The organism is Microbacterium sp. UCD-TDU, from assembly GCF_000340625.1.
Taxonomy (GTDB): domain Bacteria; phylum Actinomycetota; class Actinomycetes; order Actinomycetales; family Microbacteriaceae; genus Microbacterium; species Microbacterium maritypicum.
Genome location: NZ_KB454447.1, coordinates 322,931 through 342,881 on the forward strand (window position 1 = coordinate 322,931; position 19,951 = coordinate 342,881).

The window sequence follows — 19,951 nt, forward strand, 5'->3', positions numbered from 1 at the left end:
TCAGCTTTCGCCGCCCGCGTTGCCGCTGGTGCCGGCGTTCACATCGTGCAGGCTGTACTTCTGGATGGCCTGCGCGGCGAGCGAGCGGTCGACGACTCCGTCTTCGGCGAGCGACTGCAGGGTGCGCACGACGATCGACGGGCCGTCGATCTTGAAGAAGCGACGGGCAGCGGCACGGGTGTCCGAGAAGCCGAAGCCGTCGGCGCCGAGCGTGGCGAAGCGGTTCGGCACCCACGGGCGGATCTGGTCCTGCACGGCGTGCATGAAGTCGCTGACGGCGACCACGGGGCCTTCGGCGCCCTGCAGCTTCTGGGTGAGGTACGCGGTGTGAGGCTCTTCCTCCGGGTGCAGGAAGTTGTGCTCGTCGGCGGCGAGGCCGTCGCGGCGCAGTTCGGTCCACGAGGTGACCGACCAGACGTCGGCGATCACACCCCAGTCGTTCTTCAGCAGCTGCTGTGCCTCGAGGGCCCAGGGGAGTCCGACCCCCGAGGCGAAGAGCTGGGCACGGGGGCCTTCGCCCTCGCCGACCGAGACGCGGTGGATGCCGCGCACGATGCCGTCGACGTCCACGTTCTCCGGCTCCGCCGGCATCACCATCGGCTCGTTGTAGAGCGTGATGTAGTACATGACGTTCGGGTCTTCGTGGTTGCCGCCGTACATGCGCTCGAGACCGGAGCGCATGATGTGCGCGATCTCGTAGCCGTACGCCGGGTCGTACGAGACCGTCGCCGGGTTGGTGGCGGCGAGCAGGTGCGAGTGGCCGTCGGCGTGCTGCAGACCCTCACCCGTGAGGGTGGTGCGCCCTGCCGTCGCGCCCATGATGAACCCGCGGGCCATCTGGTCGCCCGCTGCCCACTGGGCGTCGCCCGTGCGCTGGAATCCGAACATCGAGTAGAAGAGGTAGATCGGGATCAGCGGCTCGCCGTGCGTGGCGTACGACGTGCCCGCCGCGGTGAACGCCGCGAGGGCGCCTGCCTCGTTGATGCCGACGTGGACGATCTGCCCCTGCGGGCTCTCCTTGTAGGCGAGGAGCAGCTCGCGGTCGACCGAGGTGTAATGCTGGCCGTTCGGGTTGTAGATCTTCGCCGAAGGGAAGTAGGCGTCCATTCCGAACGTACGTGCCTCATCCGGGATGATCGGGACGATGCGGTGACCGAAGTCCTTGGAACGCAGCAGGTCCTTCAGCAGACGGACGAACGCCATGGTCGTGGCGATCTCCTGCGTGCCAGAGCCCTTCTTGGGCAGGGCGTAGGCGGTGTCGTCCGGCAGCGAGAGCCCGACATGGGTCGAGCGGCGCTCCGGCAGGAAGCCGCCGAGCGCGTTTCGACGCTCGAGCATGTACTGGATCGTCTCGTCCTGGGGGCCCGGGTTGTAGTACGGGGGCAGGTACGGGTTCTCCTCGAGCTGCGAATCCGTGATCGGGATGTGCATCGCGTCGCGGAACGTCTTGAGGTTGTCCAGCGTCATCTTCTTCATCTGGTGGGTCGCGTTGCGGCCCTCGAAGTGCGGACCGAGGCCGTAGCCCTTGACGGTCTTCGCGAGGATGACGGTGGGCTTGCCCTTGTGCTCGGTCGCTGCCTTGAACGCGGCGTAGACCTTGCGGTAGTCGTGGCCACCGCGCTTGAGGTTCCAGATGTCGTCGTCGGAGTAGTCCTTGACGAGGGCTGCGGCGCGCTCGTCGCGGCCGAAGAAGTGCTCACGGACGTATGCGCCGGACTCGGCCTTGTACGTCTGGTAGTCGCCGTCGGGGGTGACGTTCATCAGGTTGAGCAGCGCGCCCTCGGTGTCGCGGGCGAGCAGGTCGTCCCATTCGCGACCCCAGACGACCTTGATGACGTTCCAGCCCGCACCGCGGAAGAACGACTCGAGCTCCTGGATGATCTTGCCGTTGCCTCGCACGGGCCCGTCGAGACGCTGCAGGTTGCAGTTCACGACGAATGTCAGGTTGTCGAGGCCCTCGTTGGCGGCGACCTGCAGCTGTCCGCGGCTCTCGACCTCGTCCATCTCGCCGTCGCCCAGGAAGGCCCAGACACGCGACTGGGACGTGTCCTTGATGCCGCGGTTCTCGAGGTACTTGTTCGACATCGCCTGGTAGATCGCGTTGATCGGGCCGAGACCCATCGACACGGTCGGGAACTGCCAGTACTCCGGCATCAGGCGCGGGTGCGGGTAGGACGGGATGCCGTAAGGGGCGTGCGACTTCTCCTGGCGGAATCCGTCGAGCTGGTCCTCGGTCAGGCGTCCTTCGAGGTACGACCGGGCATAGGTGCCGGGGGAGGCGTGACCCTGGATGAAGATCTGGTCTGCACCGCCGGGGTTGTCCGCACCCTTGAAGAAGTGGTTGAAGCCCACCTCGTACAGAGCCGCCGAGGAGGCGTAGGTCGAGATGTGGCCGCCGACGCCGATGCCGGGTCGCTGCGCGCGGTGCACCGTGATCGCCGCGTTCCAGCGGATCCAGGCGCGGTAGCGGCGCTCGACCTCCTCGTCACCGGGGAACTCGGGCTCGTTCTCCGAGGCGATGGTGTTGATGTAGTCCGTCGTCGGGACCATCGGCACGCCCAGGTGCAGCTCCTTCGAGCGCTTGAGCAGGCTGAGCATGATCTCGCGGCCGCGGCCGTGGCCCTTGGCATCCACCAGCTCATCGAGGGACTGCTGCCACTCGCCGGTCTCCTCCGGATCGCTGTCGAGGGGGCCCTGGGAGTACGGATCCTGGTCGTGCACGGTCACGGGGGAACCTTTCGTCAAGCTGGCAGGTCATGCCAAGGAAACGGGAAGCGACACGGGCAGCCTTGTCAGCTGTGCACAACGCGCGCCGGATTCAGCCTATCCCTCTTCTACGACACGGGTGCGCACCGGCCTGCCGATAGACTGACCACACCAGGGCCTTTAGCTCAGCTGGTAGAGCGCCACGTTTACACCGTGGATGTCGTCGGTTCGATCCCGGCAGGGCCCACCTAGAGAACTATAGGATCGCGCGCTTCCATTCGACGTCCGAGTATTCTCGGCGGCCCCCCTGCGGCCCCCGTGCCGCAGGACGCTATCGCTTCTGGCTCACCTCGTAACACGCGACGACCACCAGCGCCGACCTCAGCCTCTCGGTTCCGAAGCCAACGCCGGTACATCGACAGGTCGCACCATCCTGGCTTGAACCCACGAGACAAGGTCGTCGGGCCGTTGGTCGGGTCAAGAAGTTACGGCGGATGCGCTATCGATCCGATTCGTGGCGTGCGCCCGGGCTTGCATAATAATACCCCTGGGGGGTATGTTGATGAACATGAACGGGTACACCGACGGCAAGGCGGATCTGCGTAAGCGGCTGAGTCGCGTCGAGGGTCAGGTGCGGGGTATCGCACGGATGGTCGATGAGGACAAGTACTGCATCGACATCCTCACGCAGGTTTCTGCGGCGACGAGAGCGCTCGAAACGGTGGCGCTGTCTCTGCTGGGTGACCATCTGAGTCATTGCGTTGCCGAGGCCAGCGCTGAGGGTGGCGAGATTGCAGCAGAGAAGGTTCGCGAGGCTAACGAGGCCATTGCCCGCCTGGTCCGTTCATAGCTGCCACGTCTGTCGATTTGAAGGAGCACACGATGACTGATCGCATTGAACTCGGGCTGAAGGACACGAACGCTGGGTGCGCTTGCTGCGCTGTCCCAACGAACGCCGAGGAATTCGCGCCCGCGACGTCCTCGTCGTCCGATGAGGTTTTGGTCGAGGGGATGACGTGCTCGCATTGCGTGTCGAGCGTCAGTGAGAAACTGACGGCGGTGGAGGGTATCGAGTCCGTGGACGTCGCCTTGAACGCCGGAGGCGCTTCCCGTGTCACCATTCACAGCGCAGCTCCTGTCGACCCCGCCGCTGTGATGGCCGCGGTCGAAGAGGCCGGGTATACCCTCGCGACCAGCCAGGTCTGAGTCGCTACACGTCTGCACCCGGCTCGACCGGGCGCATCCGAGCAAGGAGTTCTGATGAGCCAGCATGACGAACACAGCCATCACGCCGCGCATGAGAATCACGGCGCGGCGCCGACGACGCAGCATCAGCACGCGGCGATGAGCCACGAACACGGTGCTTCTCCAGAACATGGCGGTCATGGTGGGCATGGCGGCCACGGTGATCATGTGGGGCAGTTCCGCCGGTTGTTCTGGATCATGCTGATCCTCGCGGTCCCGGTCGTCGTGTTCTCGATGATGTTCTCGATGCTGCTCGGATATGCACTGCCGGACGCCGCCTGGGTCGGGTGGATCTCCCCGGTTCTCGGAACGGTCATGTACGTGTGGGGTGGGGCGCCGTTCCTCACCGGCGCGGTGAGCGAACTCCGTGCCCGCAAGCCTGGGATGATGCTGCTGATCGCCCTGGCGATCACGGTCGCGTTCCTCGCGTCATGGGGTGCGAGCCTGGGCCTGCTGCACCACGAGCTGGACTTCTGGTGGGAGCTGGCGCTGCTGATCGTGATCATGCTGCTCGGTCACTGGATCGAGATGCGCTCCCTCGCGCAGACGACCTCGGCACTGGATTCCCTTGCCGCTTTGCTGCCCGACGAGGCAGAGAAGGTGGAGGGCGATACGACCGTTACTGTCGCGCCTGCTGATCTGCTGGTGGGGGATGTCGTGGTGGTGCGCCCGGGCGGGCGGGTCCCCGCGGACGGGCGAATCGTGCAGGGCTCCGCCAGCATGGACGAGTCGATGATCACCGGAGAATCCCGACCCGTGCGCCGCAGCGACGGCGACCAGGTCATCGCCGGCACGGTCGCAACCGACTCCGGTGTGCGGGTGGAGATCACCGCCATCGGCGAGGACACCGCTCTCGCGGGCATCCAGAAACTCGTCACCGAAGCGCAGACCTCGTCCTCTCGGGCGCAACGGCTCGCGGACAAAGCTGCCGGATGGTTGTTCTGGTTCGCGCTCGCCGCTGCCGCAGTCACCGCGATCGTCTGGACTATCGTCGGCCAACCCGACGCGGCGGTGATCCGCACGATCACCGTGCTCGTGATCGCGTGCCCGCACGCTCTCGGCCTGGCGATCCCGCTCGTTGTGTCGATCGCGACCGAAAGGGCGGCTCGTGGGGGCGTGCTGATCAAGGATCGTCTCGCGCTGGAGAGCATGCGCACCGTCGATACCGTCCTGTTCGACAAGACCGGCACGCTCACCAAGGGCACCCCCGCCGTGACCGCGATCGACCCTGTCTCCGGGATCGCGGCCGATCAGTTGCTGGCGTGGGCTGCGGCCGCAGAAGCCGATTCCGAGCATCCGCTCGCCAAGGCGATCGTGAACGCGGCGAAGGAGAAGACGCTCCCTGTTCCTTCCTCGTCTGACTTCGAGTCGTCCCCGGCTGTCGGGGTCCGTGCGCGTGTCGACGGACACGTCGTGCAGGTCGGCGGGCCGTACATGCTCGAGCAGGAAAACGCCGACGAGCTGCCGGTTGCCGACGAGTGGCGCGATGAGGGTGCGATCATTCTCCACGTACTCATCGACGGTCAGGTCGCGGGCGCACTGCGCCTCGCGGATGAGATCCGCTCGGAGTCGCGTCACGCGGTCGACGCTCTCCATGAGCGCGGTGTGCAAGTCGTCATGATCACCGGCGACGCTGACGCGGTCGCCGCCTCTGTGGCGGGTGAGCTGGGTATCGATCGGTACTTTGCAGGGGTGCGACCGGAGGACAAGGCCTCGAAGGTGAAGGAGCTGCAAGGCGAGGGCCGCAAGGTTGCGATGGTCGGAGACGGTGTGAATGACGCCCCCGCGCTTGCGCAGGCAGATGTCGGAATCGCTATCGGTGCGGGGACGGACGTCGCGATCGCCTCGGCCGGGGTCATCCTCGCCAGCGACGATCCCCGGTCGGTCCTGTCGGTGATCGAGTTGTCGCGGGCCAGCTACCGGAAGATGAAGCAGAATCTCTGGTGGGCCGCCGGCTACAACCTGCTCTCTGTCCCCCTCGCGGCCGGCGTGCTCGCCCCCATCGGTTTCGTGCTCCCGATGTCCGTGGGAGCCGTGCTGATGTCTCTGTCGACCATCGTCGTCGCGCTCAACGCGCAGCTGCTGCGCCGGCTGGACCTGCGTCCGGACGCCGTGACGGGTAAGTAGCAAGAAAAGTCAGGGCGTCGGACATAGGCTGGGTGGAACGGGAGGTGGGTATGTCGCTGATCAACGTCGCACAACGGGTGCGCGGACCGCGCACGCTCACCCATACCGTCTTGGCCGTTCTCGCGGTCGCCGTGGGGGTCATCGCCGGTCTGCTGGCGATGCACTCCTTCAACTCGCACGCGACAACTGCCGGCCACCACGACACCGTCGCTGTCAGCACGCAGGCCGATGTATCTGCCCATCACCACGACACGTCCGAAGCCGCCGCCGTGCCGGACTCACCGACAGCGGATGCGGGATGCGCGATGTGTGGGGGCGGGGACCCGATGACGTGGATGGCGTGCGTCCTCGCGCTCCTGGTCGGCACGATCCTGCTTGGGCGGATCGGGCTCGGCTGGCGGCACGCGACACTGATCGCAATACTTACGGCCGCGACCATACGCTGGCCCGCCCGTGCCCACGCCCTTCCGCCACCGCCTTCTCTCACGGTTCTCTGCATCAGTCGCACGTGATGGCGCGCTAGCCCGCTCTGCGGGCACGCACCCCTGGCACCGGCAATAGCCGGGCCTCATCACCGACCCTTGGAGAACACTCATGAAGATTCGACCCGCGGCCATCGCCGCACTCACCCTCACTGCCCTGCTCGCCCTCACGGGCTGCGTCGTCACGACCGGCTCCGATAACGGCATGGACGGCATGGACCACGGCAGCGGCTCCTCCGCATCCGCCGACGCGAACACCGACGACGTCATGTTCGCCCGCATGATGAAGGAGCACCACGAGCAGGCCATCGAGATGTCCGATCTCCTGCTCAGCAAGGACGGTGTCGATGAGCGCGTCGTCGCCCTCGCGGAAGAGATCAAGGCCGCTCAGGAGCCCGAGATCCAGAAGATGGATCAGTGGCTCGAAGACTGGGACGCGGACATGGGCAACATGGGTGGCATGGACCATGGCGACGGCATGATGTCCGAAGAAGACATGCAGGCCCTCGAAGATGCCACCGGTCCCGATGCAGGGCGTCTGTTCCTCGAGCAGATGATCCAGCACCACGAGGGCGCTGTCGACATGGCACAAGAAGAAGTCGACAACGGTCAAAACAGCGACGCCGTCGCACTGGCGGAGACGATCATCGACACGCAAAACGAAGAGATCGCCACCATGAAGGAGATCCTCGCAACTCTCTGATCCATGAGGTGGGGTGCGGCACTCCCGCACCCCACCTCGTGATCTGTTGCGCACACCATCATGCGAACCCTCAAGAACTCCACCCTGCCCACTTCCCGCATGCGACGTCGCGTGACGCTCACGATCGCGACCACGATCGCGGCCAGCATCGTGCTAGTCGGCTGCACAGCGCCAGCCGAGCCCACTACCGGACACGACCACGCCACCACCATCGAACACGTCCACGCGATCGTGCCTGACCCCTCAGGAGACGGCTACCTCATCGGCGCCCATGACGGGATCTACACGGCCACAATTGACGGCGAAATCGGCGACCGCGTCCAGAACACCGACTTCGACGCGATGGGCCTCACCGCCATCGGGGATACCCTCATCGCGTCTGGACACCCCGGGCAGGCTACGGCCCCCGAACTCGGTTCCCCCAACCTCGGAATCATTCGAAGCGACGACAGCGCCCGATCCTGGTCGCCGGTCTCGCTCACCGGCGAGAAGGACTTCCACGTCCTCGCCGCCGGGCCGGACGAGAGCCTCTATGGAATCGCGTCAGACTCCATCGAACTGCTCCGCAGCGACGACATTGGACAGACATGGTCGCCCGCCGGTGAAATCCTCGCTGTCAGCCTTGTCGTTGATGCCGCAGGTCAGTTGATCGCGGCAACTCCAGACGGCCTGAAAGTCAGCACGGATGCCGGTTCCTCGTTCTCTCCCGTGAGCAACGCGCCGTTGCTCTATCTACTTGCAGCATCGCCCGATGGTCAGCGCCTCGTCGGTGCCGGTAGCGGCGGAGAGATCTGGGCCAGGTCCGCTTCAGACGGTGAGTGGAGGACAGTAGGCACTTCGCACGGCTCCGCTCAGGCGATCACCATCACGAACGATGGTTACATGTTGGTCTTCGACCAAAGCGGGCTCACTGCGCTGCCCGGATAATCAAGGTCGACGCGCGGCTCTGGACCAGCTGCCGTGCGGCGGTCGTCAATCCCACGCCGAACGGCAGAGCGACTCCCAATAACGATGGCCGGGTGAGAGTGCTCTCAGAGCGTCGAATACGAGTAGATCACCCTCTCAAAACTATCTCGCATAACTTCTTGCTTTGAGAGTCGAGTATTGAGAGAATGGACCCATGGCAATCATCGGGTACACGCGAGTCAGCACCAAAGATCAGGACACCGCCTTGCAGGATGCGGCGATGGCCGAGGCGCAGGTGGATCGGCTCTACACTGACCACGGTGTGAGCGGCACGCTGGCATCGCGTCCGGAACTCGACAAGGCTCTCGACCGTCTCGACCGCGGCGACACCTTCGTCGTGTGGAAGCTTGACAGGCTCGGACGTAACACCAAGAACGTACTGGAGGTCATCGAGGATCTGATCGACCGTGGCGTGACGTTCAAGAGCCTCACCGAGCAGATCGACCTCAGCGCCGGTCCGATGGGTAAGGCGATGCTGACAATCCTCGCTGCCTTCGCGGAGCTGGAGCGCGCCACCATGATCGAGCGCACCCGCTCGGGACTCGACGCAGCGAAGGCGCAAGGCCGCGTGGGGGGTCGTCCCTCGAAGGTGGACGCGAAGAAACTCGCCACGATCAAGAAGCTCTTGGCCTCAGGGGAACACAGCCGCGCGGAGATAGCGACCATGACGGGGATCTCGCAGGCGACCCTCTACCGCGTTATCGCGGCGTTGTAGTAGATCGCGCCGGAATCGAGATGGCCTCTCCTGGTTCGCGCCCTAGTGTCGTGAGCAGTGTGTACGGGTCACGCTCTTCAACGTTGCTCGGGTGGAGCTTGATGCCGTACCGCTTCACGTTTCCGTCCCGGCTCCGGTAGAGCGCAGGCGCCAGGTTTCGCAGGTAAGCCGGCTCCACCAGACCCCAGGAGTCGGGCTCCACCGCTTTCGCAGTGGCCGAAGCAGCGATGTCTGCAAGGTTCAGCAGCGGCTCGTCAGCCTGCGGGAGCATGATTCCCGCGGGCTCCGTAAGGTGATCCCATTTGATCGAAGTCCGACTGTGACGGAGCGCCTGTTCGTAAGATGCCAACCCCTCCGGAGGGGCACTTCCGAGTGTGGCTGCGACGTAGGTGAGCTGAGTGTGTCTGCGTTCAGCGATCCAGGAGAGACGTTCCAGAAGGAATCGGAACGTGTAATTGTACTGAGCAGGCACATCCTCGATCAGCGCGTCCCCGGAAGGGAGGTGACGCTTGCAGACGACAACCGAGACAATCGTGATCCAGTCTCGTGTGCCGAGGGCGTGGGTCATGTACCGACGGGCGCCGTGGCTAGCGATGTCCTTGAAATGCAGCCCCGTGCGCGCTCGCTGACTTCCCGTGTTTTCGCACAGGTGCGTGTGCAGCGCCTCGGCTTTCGCACGGTCGGTCTCGTCGAAGACGACGGCGCTAAGCACGAAATGATCCTCGGCGCGCTCAGCGTGGACTGTTTTCCCGGACTCATCCACCATCGCAATCAGCACACCCTGAGTCTGCCGTCGCCTACATCTACGGTCCTGGATCTTTCGGCGTGTCGCGTCATAGGTGGTGGCGGGTGAGCCGTCAAGGAGAGATGGAGCGGTGTATGCGCTGAGCAATCGTCCCGAAACGATCTCCCCCACGCGCTCCCGTCCAATCGATCGGGCAGTTCTTCACACCCGGTAACCTGCGTGGGTGGATACCGAACGTGCAATCGAAGTACTGGAGTGGTGGGTTGGCAAGGCTCGCTCGGCTTCGCGCCAGGCGGGCGGCGTTGACCCACGTTCAGAAGCGTTCCTCGAGTTGCAGGCTCGGGAGGACCTAACTCGAAGAGTTCTGGCTGGTGTGCAGGGGGTGCAAGAGCTTCCCGAGATACTCACGATTTCGATGATGAATGATCTCTACTGGGAGGATTCTGGAATCAGGCAGGCTGAGTATGCGCTCGGCAAGCTTCGCACCGATGACGAAGCGAGGTCGATCCTCGGCAGCCAAGCGCCGTTTATGAAGGCGGATGCGCTTCACCCGGTCATCTGGGACGCTGCAGCCAAGCGCTGGGACGCGGGGCACTACTCGGATGCTGTGCAGCGCGCTGCAACCTTCTTCAACGCGAACGTTCAGGATGTGACTGGAAGACGCGATGTCTCAGACTCGGAGCTGATGCGAGAAGTCTTCTCGCTGAGCCCACCCGGCAAGAGCAAGCCTCGACTCTGGTGGCCGGGGTACGACCAGGATCTCGACGTGAAGACGATGCGTGTCGGGATTCTGAGCATGGCCCAGGGGGTTTTCTCCGCGATCCGCAACCCCGCGACCCACTCGACGCAGGACTTGGAACGTCAGGAAGCGCTGGAGCAACTGGCAACGCTGAGCATCCTTGCTCGATGGATCGATCGCTGCGAATTAGTCACCATCGAGGGGGCCGCGCAGTTGCCGTCCGCATCTCTTTAAAGCAGAAACTCTGGCGTGGTGTCATCGCGGATAAGGAATATCCTCTCGACGGGCTCACGGTCTACGGAGCGTATCGTTCCGACTTCTTGTTCAGAGCGGATCTACCAACGCAGGCGCGCCGCTGGGAACGACGGTGAACTGGCGTGACGTCACCGTGTTGCGGCGCTCCGTGTATAAATCTGCGTTGAGGTAGTTCGCCTGCGCACTTTACTGACGGAATCCTTGCGCACTTTACTGACGGAACCCTTGCGTTACTGGACAAGGGCGGTGAACGGCTTGGGTGCGCCGAGGTCGATGTGCGGGCGAGTGCCGCCGCGATTCCGACCCGCAGCGACATATGGGTAGCAGGGGACAAGACCGCTCCCACTGTGGGTGAGAGCGGTCTTGACTTAAATCGTGGTCGGATCTCCCAGGAGATCGTCCATCTCAGCATCCGAGATGCCCGCGAACGGGCTGCGAGGAAGACCCCCACGACCATCAGCGACCGTCACTGAGTGAGGGTCATGAGGGTCGGTCGTCTCCGATCGACCACCATCACCATCACCCCGCTCTGAAAGGGGTGATGGTGTGGTGGTCGGTACGGGCTCTTCGGCGGGGTAGTTCTCCCACAGCTCACGCTCCGCGTCAGCCTCCGGTGTCGGTGCCTTGTTCGAAGCGAGCGTGTAGCATTTCCCGCCGTTGCGGCCCTTCGTCTCGATCACAACCCCATCGGCGACCATCGCGAAGAGAGCGGTCTGTGCCCAGGATCCGTTCGGACCTACTTTCAGTAGCCGCCAAAGCTCGGCCTTAGACTCGACGGAACCGCCGTTGTCGAGGAGGGCTTCCCAGATGGCAAGCCGGTGGGACTCGACTTCGGCGGCGCTCTCGGCAAGATGCTCCGAAGCGTCCGGTGCTCGGAGCTCCCACGTCGCAACCGTGCCGCTGCTGTCGAGGTGGAACTCTGCGGCAAGGGCGCCGCGCTTCAGTCCGAGCCCTCCGCTGTTGCCCTTCGCGAGCTTTAGTCGAAGATGACCCTGCCCTCCCTCTACGAGACCACCGGACTTCGGCGCTTCGAGCAGGTACACGAGTCCCTTGTACCCGGCGCGTTTCGCCTGGGAACCAATGGGGTAAAGCGGATTCGCCGCATCCTTGGTGATGTGGTCGATGACGAGTACGCACGCACCGGAGCGGGCGAAGGGGCGTATGAGCGAGTGCCACCGCGTCACATCGTCAGAGTTGTTCGAGTCGCCCCCGGTCAGGGTGGAGATCGACTCGTTCACTGTATCGATGACGACGAGTGTGTATCGTTCACCTTCCAGCGCCGCGAGGTCAGCAGACGTCGGGGAGCCCTCGGGCTGCACGTAGTCGAGGCCGTGACGGATGGTCTCGATTGAAACGCCGTAGAGCCGGAGCCGGGAAACGATCACGCTCGGGCTCTCTTCATGGTCGACGTAAAGTACACGTCCACCGTCGATGAGCGTCTCGGCGACCGCTGCGAGGCCCACCATCGTCTTGCCATCGCCGTCCGTGCCGTGGATCTCGTTGACCTTCCCTGCGTAGAACAGGGCGCGCCCATCGGTGCGTCGGAAGATGCTCGGCATCGGCGGTGTGTACTCGGGATCGAGAACATCTGTGAGGTCGGCGGGCGCCCAGCTAGAACGTCCGGTCTGAGCAGCTTCTAGCGCCTTCTGAGCGCGCTCCTCCGCGTAACCGGATGGATCGCCCATCCAGGCGCGTTCGTACGCCGTATGCGAATCCTGATGGGCCACTTGCGGCGTGTGATTCCGATACCAGTTCGAACTGGCTGCCCCGACCTCGGCCTCCATCTCTGCCCACTCGTTCTCGTAATGCGCTGACTGCGTTGCGAGTGCGCTCGCCCATGCGCGATCCATACTCGCTTGACGCTCTTCCGGAGCGGTGGTTGCATCTGCTCGCATGACGTAGGCGTTGACGATCTGCGCTCGCAGCGTCTCAATGCCCTGGGCCTCGGGGAAGCGCACCGCGACCCGTGCGAGGGACATGAGCGCGCTGTTCGCCTCGGGGTAGTGAGACGTGTCTGGATGCCGCTCCGCAACTTCGATCACGCGCGATGATAGCTCGCCTCCCTCGAAGGTCGCGGGGCCTTCGTATGGCCGCGTAGCGCCTCGGAGCGGCGTCGTAGACGTCAGATGCGCGACCCATGCAACGGGGAGTTCGGCGACCATGTCAGCGAGGTCCTCGGCGGTCGGGAATCGCTCGAGTGGGGAGTCGTCAGGGGCATACCACTCCTCCATCGCACCGGTCTTCCGGTTTACGGTCGGGCAGACGAATGCGAACCGGTGACGAGAGTCGATGACTTCACCTCCGGTGTACTCCCCGACGAATCGAGAGCCGTCCGGAACGCGATACAGACTCTTTCGGCGTGACGCTCCAGCGCCGCGAGACGTGCCGTAGAGAGTAGCCGGGCGGGTTCCGAGTTCTGCTTCAAGGGCCGAAACCTGCTCCACGTCGTCGTCGTCGAGAATCACGAGCCCGTCTGGAAGCGTGATCGCCGTCTGGGCGTATGACCAGCGATAGTTCGCCACCCACTGCTCCGCCTTCATACGGCTCCACTTCAGGAACCCGGTCGGGGGCGTATCTTGCACGGGAACGGGGCAGAGCCCCGCGTCGGCATAGCGCCGCCACACTTCACCGAAGGGGAGACGGGGGCGGGGGTAGTTCAGTTCCTCGGGGAGGATGTCGCGCAGGTTCACCTCAACCACAGTCCGCACCTCCGCCAACAGGCTCGAAGTGCGCGGGGTCGTGCTCGATGAGGTCTAGCAGTCCGAGACATGCGTCAAGGTTCGCTTCGATCCGTTCGACGGCTTCGCAGATCGAAGCCCACTCGGATCGAAGATGGGTTGCTACCGGATGGGCCCCCGGTGCTGGGCTTGGTAGTCGTGGTGACGACATTGCGTTCTCAGGTTCCGACCTCAGATGCAGAAGCCCCCGTCAGGTTTGAGAACGCGCAAGCGAACCTGACGGGGGTGGAATCTGAAGTCTTTGGTGTGGGTGATATCCGCCTGCGTTTCGTTCTCGTGCCCAGGATATCAGAAATGCACGGAGCGTAGAATACGGGTTCTATAATGCTAAGTCAAGTCTTTTCTTCTCTACCTGAAATGGCCGGTCGAAGACGGGAGTCTTTTGCGCTGTGAAGTGGCGGTCCTTCGCGCCTCGGGAGTTCTGGAGCGGTGACCGATGCTCCTCGGAAAGACCATCGCAGTGCGATGAAAGTTGGCGCCGTACGGGGCAAAATTAAATACCATCTGAACAGGTGTTTAGTTGCATTCCACATTCGTATTTGCCAACGCTGGACAAGAGGAACGAGGTGTGTCAGTCTTGCCGACGAACAGAGAGAGACAGGTGATCGGTGAACTGATTGGAACGATTGATGACAAGCGCGGAAGTAGCCCGTGTGCTGAGTGTGTCTGAAGCAACTTTGAGCAGGTGGAGGTCGTCCGAAGGTGGCCCGCCGTTCGTCAACCTCCTGGGGGTGTTCCGCTACCAGATCGACGAACTCGCGGAATGGGTCGAGGGGAATCGGTCATGACTATTTCGAAAACGCCCTCCGGACGGTGGCGCGTCAGGGTGAAGTCGGGTCGTGCGAAGGTCGCAGATCGTACGTTTGATCTGAAGCGGGATGCCGAAGCATGGCAGGCGTCCCAGAAGCGAGCACTCGATCTCGGGGAGTATGTGGACCCGCGTGCAGGAAAAGAACTGCTGGGGGTCGCTCTGGACCGTTGGCACGCGGGGCGTGAGGGTGCAATCGCGTCCAGCACGTTCACCAACGAGGGTTATGCCCTGAAACATGCCCAGACGCTACGTAGCCGCCCGCTGAGCGCCGTGACCACCAACGACCTCAACTCGCTGTATACGACGATGCTGCGGACGCTGGGACGGGACACGGTGGTGCGCTTCCGGCAGACGCTCTCCGCCTTCTTTGGCTGGGCGGTGGACCACAAGCTGATCGCCAAGAATCCGGCGACCGCCTCCAAGGTCCCCTCCGGCACGGCTCAGCGCGAGCGGCGCGAGATCTTTCCGTTCACGCTGGCAGAGTTGCGCGCGGTCCACTCCCGACTCCTGAACACCACTTCGAAGGCCAGTGCGGACATCGCGCTGGTGCTGGGTCTAACGGGGCTGCGGTGGGGTGAGCTGGTGTCGCTCCGTGTGCGGGACGTTCAACAGCTCCCGTATCCGGCGCTGCGTATCTCTCGGTCGAAGCCTGACGGCGAGCCAGTGCGCAACATCACGAAGGGCGGGAAGCCGCGTACGGTGCCGCTAACGGACGATGCCGCCGCGATCATCCTTCCGCTGCTAGCCGCGCGGAAGCCGGAGGATCTGGTGTTCCCCTCCGCTACCGGCTCATTCCGCTCGGGCAACAACTGGAAGCGGGACGCGCACTGGACTCAGCACGGCATGGGGCGGCGCGTCCAGGACCTCCGGCACACGGCGGCAACGCTCTGGCTCCAGAGCGGCGTGGACCTGAAGACGGTCCAGGCCTGGCTGGGTCACAGCACCGCGAAGCTCACTGCTGACACGTACAGCCACTACATGGGTAGCGACGCCGACACGGCAGCAATCGCGCGGATGAATGCGGTCCTGAGCGCGGCCCCCAGGCGGCCCCCCAGGACGACAAAGCGGCAATCCGGGTAGGCTCCTGCAACGTATGTAACGTGAGAAATCAGGAGTGCCCTGCGTTCGGTGACCTTTACACCGTGGATGTCGTCGGTTCGATCCCGGCAGGGCCCACACCACACCCCCCTCTCGCCGCGGGCGACACTCGCTCGCGGAGCGCCCGCGCGATCACTGTGCGTGCTCAGGCGTCGCGAGAGAGCCACCCCTGGTAGACGTGAAGGTCGGGAGCAGACGCCGTCGCCTCTCGCCAGCGGGCGAGCCAGCGCTGGCGAACCGCGGTGGGCGGCCACGTCGTCTGGCGGAGTTCGAGGGGGATGAGGGGGTCATCCCGCAATGCCGCATCCAGTGATTCCGCGAGTATGAGCTGGCGCGCGACCGGTTCCTGGTCGCTGATGTCGACGCTGAGGGCCGCCTCCAGTGCTTCATACGCTATGACGGTGTCGCGGGCAGGCCAGAGTGTTTCGGCGATGTCTTCGTTTCTGTCGGTCCCCCGCACGGTCAGCGCGGTGACGCTCGCGGTGACCAGGTACGGGTCGAGCTCCGGGGCGAGGGCGGCGTCGATGGCGTGGGGGGTGAGGTAGAGACCCGTGGAGATCGACACGGCGCCCAGCGCGTGCATCTCCCGACGAAATGTGTCGCGAACCGCGCGCTCGCTCTCGGGGGCGCTGAGTGCGAGGAGATGCCAGTAGCCGTCCCACGGTGCCTGGTCGGCATCCTGGGCGAACGCGAGGCGGAGTCCGATCCGCTCGCGTTCGAGGCGTGCTCTTCCGGCTTCGGTGAGTTCGATGGTGCCGTTGCGTCCGCGGCCGTGCTGGGTGATGTCCCCGGTCGAGATGAGGCGTCGCAGTGCCAGGCGCACGGGCTGGTCGCCGACCTGCAGTCGATTCGCCGTGTCGTAGATGATGCCCAGGTTCGCAGCGCCATCGAAAGGGAGGAGCGCCTCGATGATGGTCCGGGGCGAGATCTGCGTGTTCAACGGGACACCTCCTTCTCCATCACGGTATATCGGTCGAACCCGTACACGTAGCCGAGCAGCCCGAGGGACCCGCCGTCGACCGTCGTGAATCCACGACGGCGATAGAGCGCCTCGGCGCGCGGGTTGCTGTCGACCACAGACAGCCGCACCGCGCGGAGTCCACGTTCGCGCGCATGCTGTTCGGCCGCGCCGAGGAGTGCCGTACCGATCCCGCCTCCGCGATGCGCCCGGTCGACGCAGATGCCGTCGAGTACCAGCCGGTCGCCTGCCTCGCTCCGAGCGAGCACGCTCGTCGCGAGAGCGGCACGCACGGCCTGATGAAGGGGAAGTGCCGACTTGAGAGCCACCCAGGAGAGACGCGTAGCCCCGATGCCCTGGTCCATGAACCCGCACACTCCGACCACGACGTCCTGCACGCGAGCGACGAACATCCGTTCTGCGCGCAGGGAAGCCCGAACGATTCGAAGACCTGTCTCCTCGTCGGCGAAGGCGGGCTGAAGCTTGCGGTGGAAAGCCTCCCAGTAGAGCGAACCGACACGGATGCGTTCCGAATCGTCGAATCCGATGGCAATATCTCTAGCACCCATAGGCTGAAACTATCACATATGCTACGAACGTGAACAGAATGAAAGTTAGTCGCGGCATCCGTAAGTGGGTCGGCTCCGCCGCGGTGCTGGCACTGGTTGCAGTGGGCGTGATCGTCGTGGGCAACGACTACAGGTTCGAGCAGACGGCGGTTCGCATCCCTACCGCCAACGGTGAACTCGATGGGGTTCTCACGATGCCGCCCGGTGTCGACGCCCGTGGCGTCGTGATCATGGTTCATGGGGATGCTGCCGTCGACGCGACGCAGGGCGGACTGTACTCGCCGTGGTTCGAGGGCGCGGCGGATGCCGGGTTCGCGACGCTGTCATGGAACAAGCCAGGTGTGGGTGGCTCCACGGGGGATTGGCTGGCTCAGACCATGGACGATCGCGCTGATGAGGTGTCCGCGGTTGTCGATTGGGCTCTCGCGCAGCCCGGGCTCCCGACCGACCGCATCGTCTTGTGGGGCGCCAGTCAGGCAGGGTGGGTGCTTCCGAAGGTGGTCGCCCAGCGGGAGGACATCGATGCCGTCGTCGCGGTGGGCACGGCGATCAACTGGCTCTCGCAAGGTCGATACAACCTGCTGGCGGAGCTTGATCACGACGGAGCAACCGATTCAGAGCGGTCGCACGCCCTTGTCGAAAGCGACGAGATACGCGGAATCCTGGAGAGCCGCGCGGGCTACGAGGACTACCTCGCCGTCACGACCGAGGAGTCGCCGATGACCAGGGCACGCTGGTTGTTCGTCGCGCAGAACTTCGACGCCGACGCCACCCTCGATCTACGTGACGCAGCGGACGCGAACATCCCCGTCCTCCTGATGGCCGGCGAACGCGATCGCAACGTCGACATGCGTGAGACAGAGACCGTCTACAAGCGGGTTTTCGGTGAGAACCTCACGGTCGAGCACTTCGACGCCGTTCACTCCCTTGCGCGGCCCGCCGTCGACGACAATGAGTTCATCGGTGCTTCGGTCGGCATCTTCTGGCCCCGAGCGCTTCTCGCCGCCGGCGTCGTCGATGCGTATGCCACGTTCTTGCGCCGCGTGGATTGTCGGTACTTCCGAGGCGACACGTGCAGGTCCCACCGCGCACGGGATCCGAGGCGCGTACGCTGGGGCGAAGTACTACTCGACGACGGAGAAGAGGACGCCTTCCGATGGCAAGACGCATCGTCATCAGCGGGGCATCGGGCCTCATCGGCTCCGCCCTCGCCTCAGCCCTGCGCGCCGACGGCATCGAGGTCACCTCCCTCGTCCGCCGCCCGCCGCGGTCGGAGGACGAGGCGCAGTGGGAGCCGGGGGAGAGCGCGCTCGATCCCGAGGTGCTGGCGGGAGCCGATGCGGTCGTCGCACTCGGCGGTGCCAGCGTCGGGCGACTCCCCTGGACGCGTGGCTACCGTCAGGAGCTCATCGACTCGCGCCTGGGAGCGACGCGCACGCTGACCACCGCGCTTCGTGCGCTGCGCTCCGACGCTCCGGCCCTCGTTTCGGCATCGGCCGTCGGCTACTACGGCTCTGCGCCCGGCGAGGTCCTCACCGAGGACTCCGCTGCGGGGCAGACCTTCTTGGCCGATCTGACCGTGCGTTGGGAGGCCGAGGCGCGTCAAGCCGAAGACCACACCCGGGTCGCGCTGCTGCGCACGGCTCCGGTCATCCATCGGCGCGGAGTTCTCAAGCCGCTCATCCAGCTGACCCGCTTCGGCGTCTCCGGGCCGCTCGGGCGCGGGACGCAGATCTGGCCCTGGATCTCGCTCGACGACGAGGTGCGGGCGATCCGCCACATCCTGGACAAGAAGATCGCGGGGCCGGTCAACCTCACGGGACCGACACCGGCGTCTGCGAACGACATCGGCCGAGCCCTGGCCGCTCGGATGCACAGGCCGTTCTGGGTGCCGGCGCCGGCGTGGGCGCTGCGATTCGCTCTCGGCGACGCGGCCGATTCGCTGCTGCTGCCCGATGCCGACGTGCGGCCGCTGGTGCTGGAGCGCTCGGGTTTCCGGTTCACGCATACGACCGCGACGGAGGCGGTCGCCGCCGCTCTGTGACCTTCTCCGCTGTGGAACATATTGATCCGGCGATATCGCTCGCTGATCGGGGTTCCCCACTGCGAGACTGAGCGCATGGAGATCATCGAGAACTCGAAGCTCACGGTCGTCGGCGCAGGAAGCGTCGGGTCGAGTGTCGCCTATGCGGCACTGATCCGGGGTTCCGCCCGTCATGTCGCGCTGTACGACATCGCCACCGAGAAGGTCGAGGCAGAGGTGCTCGACCTCGCCCACGGCACGCAGTTCACGGGCTCGAGCGACATCATCGGCGGCAGTGACATCTCGGTCGCCGCCGGCTCGCACGTCGTGGTGATCACCGCGGGCGCGAAGCAGAAGCCCGGTCAGACCCGCATCGAGCTCGCCGAGGTCAATGCGGGCATCATCCGCAGCATGATGCCCGATCTGCTCGAGGTCGCCCCGAACGCGATCTATGTGATCGTCACGAACCCGTGCGATGTGCTGACGGTCATCGCGCAGGAGGAGACCGGGCTTCCGCCCGAGCGGATCTTCGCCTCCGGAACAGTGCTCGACACCTCGCGGCTGCGGTGGAAGCTCGCCCAGCGAGCCGGTGTCTCCACCGCCAGCGTCCACGCGCACATCATCGGAGAGCACGGCGACACCGAGTTCCCCCTCTGGTCTCGCGCGACGATCGGCACCGTGCCGATCCTGGAGTGGGAGACGCCCGGCCACCCTCGCTTCACCCTTGACGAACTGCAGGAGATCGCCGTCGATGTGCGCGACGCCGCGTACAAGGTCATCCTCGGCAAGGGGGCGACCAACTACGCGATCGGACTGTCGAGTGCACGCATCGTCGAAGCGATCCTGAGCGACGAGCATGCCGTGATGCCCGTCAGCACCGTGCTGCGCGACTTCCACGGGCTGGACGGTGTGGCGCTCTCGGTGCCGTCGATCGTGAGCGCGAAGGGTGCCGTGCCGATCCGGAACACCTCGTTCTCGGAGGGTGAGCTGGCGCTGCTTCGGCAGTCCGCCGACGCGCTCACGGCCGCCGCCGCATCATTGCGGCCGTGAGCAGGAGGGTGACGCAGGGCC

Annotated in this window: 18 protein-coding genes, 1 tRNA gene and 1 pseudogene; 14 read left to right on the forward strand and 6 right to left on the reverse strand. The window is 64.7% G+C overall.

The features are described from left to right. Window positions 1-2,727, reverse strand: a complete 2,727-nt coding sequence (gene aceE / locus D514_RS31900; RefSeq protein ID WP_017830439.1) for a pyruvate dehydrogenase (acetyl-transferring), homodimeric type — start codon at window positions 2,725-2,727, stop codon at window positions 1-3. 153 nt (window positions 2,728-2,880) lie between these two features. Here aceE and D514_RS31905 point away from each other — a divergent pair. From D514_RS31905 to D514_RS31935, 8 genes are all read left to right on the forward strand, one after another. Next, window positions 2,881-2,953 (forward strand) — tRNA-Val (locus D514_RS31905). Between the two features lie 321 nt (window positions 2,954-3,274). Further along, window positions 3,275-3,556 carry a metal-sensitive transcriptional regulator gene (locus D514_RS31910; protein ID WP_031206069.1) on the forward strand — a complete coding sequence of 94 codons (282 nt, stop codon included), beginning with the start codon at window positions 3,275-3,277 and terminating at the stop codon, window positions 3,554-3,556. Between the two features lie 32 nt (window positions 3,557-3,588). After that, on the forward strand, window positions 3,589-3,912 hold the full coding sequence (locus tag D514_RS31915; RefSeq protein ID WP_017830441.1) for a cation transporter: 324 nt from the start codon (window positions 3,589-3,591) through the stop codon (window positions 3,910-3,912). Window positions 3,913-4,050: 138 nt separating this feature from the next. After that, a complete protein-coding gene (locus D514_RS31920; RefSeq protein WP_236610987.1) occupies window positions 4,051-6,078 on the forward strand; it encodes a heavy metal translocating P-type ATPase in 2,028 nt (675 codons plus the stop codon). Between the two features lie 50 nt (window positions 6,079-6,128). Further along, complete coding sequence (locus D514_RS0119540) at window positions 6,129-6,590, forward strand: DUF6153 family protein (protein WP_017830443.1); 462 nt, start codon at window positions 6,129-6,131, stop codon at window positions 6,588-6,590. An 82-nt stretch (window positions 6,591-6,672) separates the two neighbouring features. After that, entirely contained in the window at window positions 6,673-7,263 is a 591-nt protein-coding gene (locus D514_RS31925; protein ID WP_017830444.1) for a DUF305 domain-containing protein, read from the forward strand. A gap of 111 nt (window positions 7,264-7,374) precedes the next feature. Then, window positions 7,375-8,190, forward strand: a complete 816-nt coding sequence (locus D514_RS31930) for a hypothetical protein (protein ID WP_017830445.1) — start codon at window positions 7,375-7,377, stop codon at window positions 8,188-8,190. Window positions 8,191-8,383: 193 nt separating this feature from the next. Then, on the forward strand, window positions 8,384-8,944 hold the full coding sequence (locus D514_RS31935; RefSeq protein ID WP_017830446.1) for a recombinase family protein: 561 nt from the start codon (window positions 8,384-8,386) through the stop codon (window positions 8,942-8,944). Here D514_RS31935 and D514_RS31940 read toward each other — a convergent pair. Beyond that, window positions 8,928-9,722, reverse strand: a complete 795-nt coding sequence (locus tag D514_RS31940; protein WP_017830447.1) for a DUF3800 domain-containing protein — start codon at window positions 9,720-9,722, stop codon at window positions 8,928-8,930. The two genes, D514_RS31935 and D514_RS31940, sit on opposite strands and share 17 nt — an antisense overlap. Window positions 9,723-9,912: 190 nt before the next feature. On the opposite strand from D514_RS31940, the gene D514_RS31945 reads away from it, so the two are divergent. Further along, window positions 9,913-10,662 carry a TIGR02391 family protein gene (locus D514_RS31945; RefSeq protein ID WP_081603917.1) on the forward strand — a complete coding sequence of 250 codons (750 nt, stop codon included), beginning with the start codon at window positions 9,913-9,915 and terminating at the stop codon, window positions 10,660-10,662. A 389-nt stretch (window positions 10,663-11,051) separates the two neighbouring features. On the opposite strand, the gene D514_RS31950 is transcribed toward D514_RS31945, so the two are convergent. After that, complete coding sequence (locus D514_RS31950) at window positions 11,052-13,382, reverse strand: AAA family ATPase (RefSeq protein ID WP_144053049.1); 2,331 nt, start codon at window positions 13,380-13,382, stop codon at window positions 11,052-11,054. Window positions 13,383-14,050: 668 nt separating this feature from the next. On the opposite strand from D514_RS31950, the gene D514_RS38515 reads away from it, so the two are divergent. Both D514_RS38515 and D514_RS31955 read left to right on the forward strand, forming a co-directional pair. Then, window positions 14,051-14,209: a helix-turn-helix domain-containing protein gene (locus D514_RS38515; RefSeq protein WP_081603918.1), complete on the forward strand. Its 159-nt coding sequence runs from the start codon at window positions 14,051-14,053 to the stop codon at window positions 14,207-14,209. After that, the gene (locus tag D514_RS31955; protein WP_017830450.1) at window positions 14,206-15,312 is read left to right on the forward strand and encodes a site-specific integrase; all 1,107 of its coding nucleotides are present in this window, start codon (window positions 14,206-14,208) and stop codon (window positions 15,310-15,312) included. Before D514_RS38515 ends, D514_RS31955 begins: the two co-directional genes overlap by 4 nt. A 163-nt stretch (window positions 15,313-15,475) precedes the next feature. On the opposite strand, the gene D514_RS31960 is transcribed toward D514_RS31955, so the two are convergent. Both D514_RS31960 and D514_RS31965 read right to left on the reverse strand, forming a co-directional pair. Further along, window positions 15,476-16,270, reverse strand: a complete 795-nt coding sequence (locus D514_RS31960) for a hypothetical protein (RefSeq protein ID WP_017830451.1) — start codon at window positions 16,268-16,270, stop codon at window positions 15,476-15,478. Next, window positions 16,267-16,857 (reverse strand): GNAT family N-acetyltransferase, encoded by a 591-nt coding sequence (locus D514_RS31965; protein WP_017830452.1) that lies wholly within the window; start codon window positions 16,855-16,857, stop codon window positions 16,267-16,269. Before D514_RS31965 ends, D514_RS31960 begins: the two co-directional genes overlap by 4 nt. Window positions 16,858-17,087: 230 nt before the next feature. On the opposite strand from D514_RS31965, the pseudogene D514_RS0119545 reads away from it, so the two are divergent. Then, window positions 17,088-17,711, forward strand: a pseudogene (locus D514_RS0119545) (alpha/beta hydrolase family protein); the annotation flags it as partial. Here D514_RS0119545 and D514_RS39250 read toward each other — a convergent pair. Beyond that, complete coding sequence (locus tag D514_RS39250) at window positions 17,637-17,942, reverse strand: hypothetical protein (protein ID WP_236610994.1); 306 nt, start codon at window positions 17,940-17,942, stop codon at window positions 17,637-17,639. The pseudogene D514_RS0119545 and the gene D514_RS39250 overlap by 75 nt on opposite strands. A 71-nt stretch (window positions 17,943-18,013) precedes the next feature. On the opposite strand from D514_RS39250, the gene D514_RS31970 reads away from it, so the two are divergent. Beyond that, window positions 18,014-18,901, forward strand: coding sequence for a TIGR01777 family oxidoreductase (locus tag D514_RS31970; protein ID WP_031206084.1), 888 nt, complete (start codon window positions 18,014-18,016; stop codon window positions 18,899-18,901). 75 nt (window positions 18,902-18,976) lie between these two features. Further along, window positions 18,977-19,930: an L-lactate dehydrogenase gene (locus D514_RS31975; RefSeq protein ID WP_017830455.1), complete on the forward strand. Its 954-nt coding sequence runs from the start codon at window positions 18,977-18,979 to the stop codon at window positions 19,928-19,930. The last annotated feature ends 21 nt before the right edge of the window (window positions 19,931-19,951 follow it).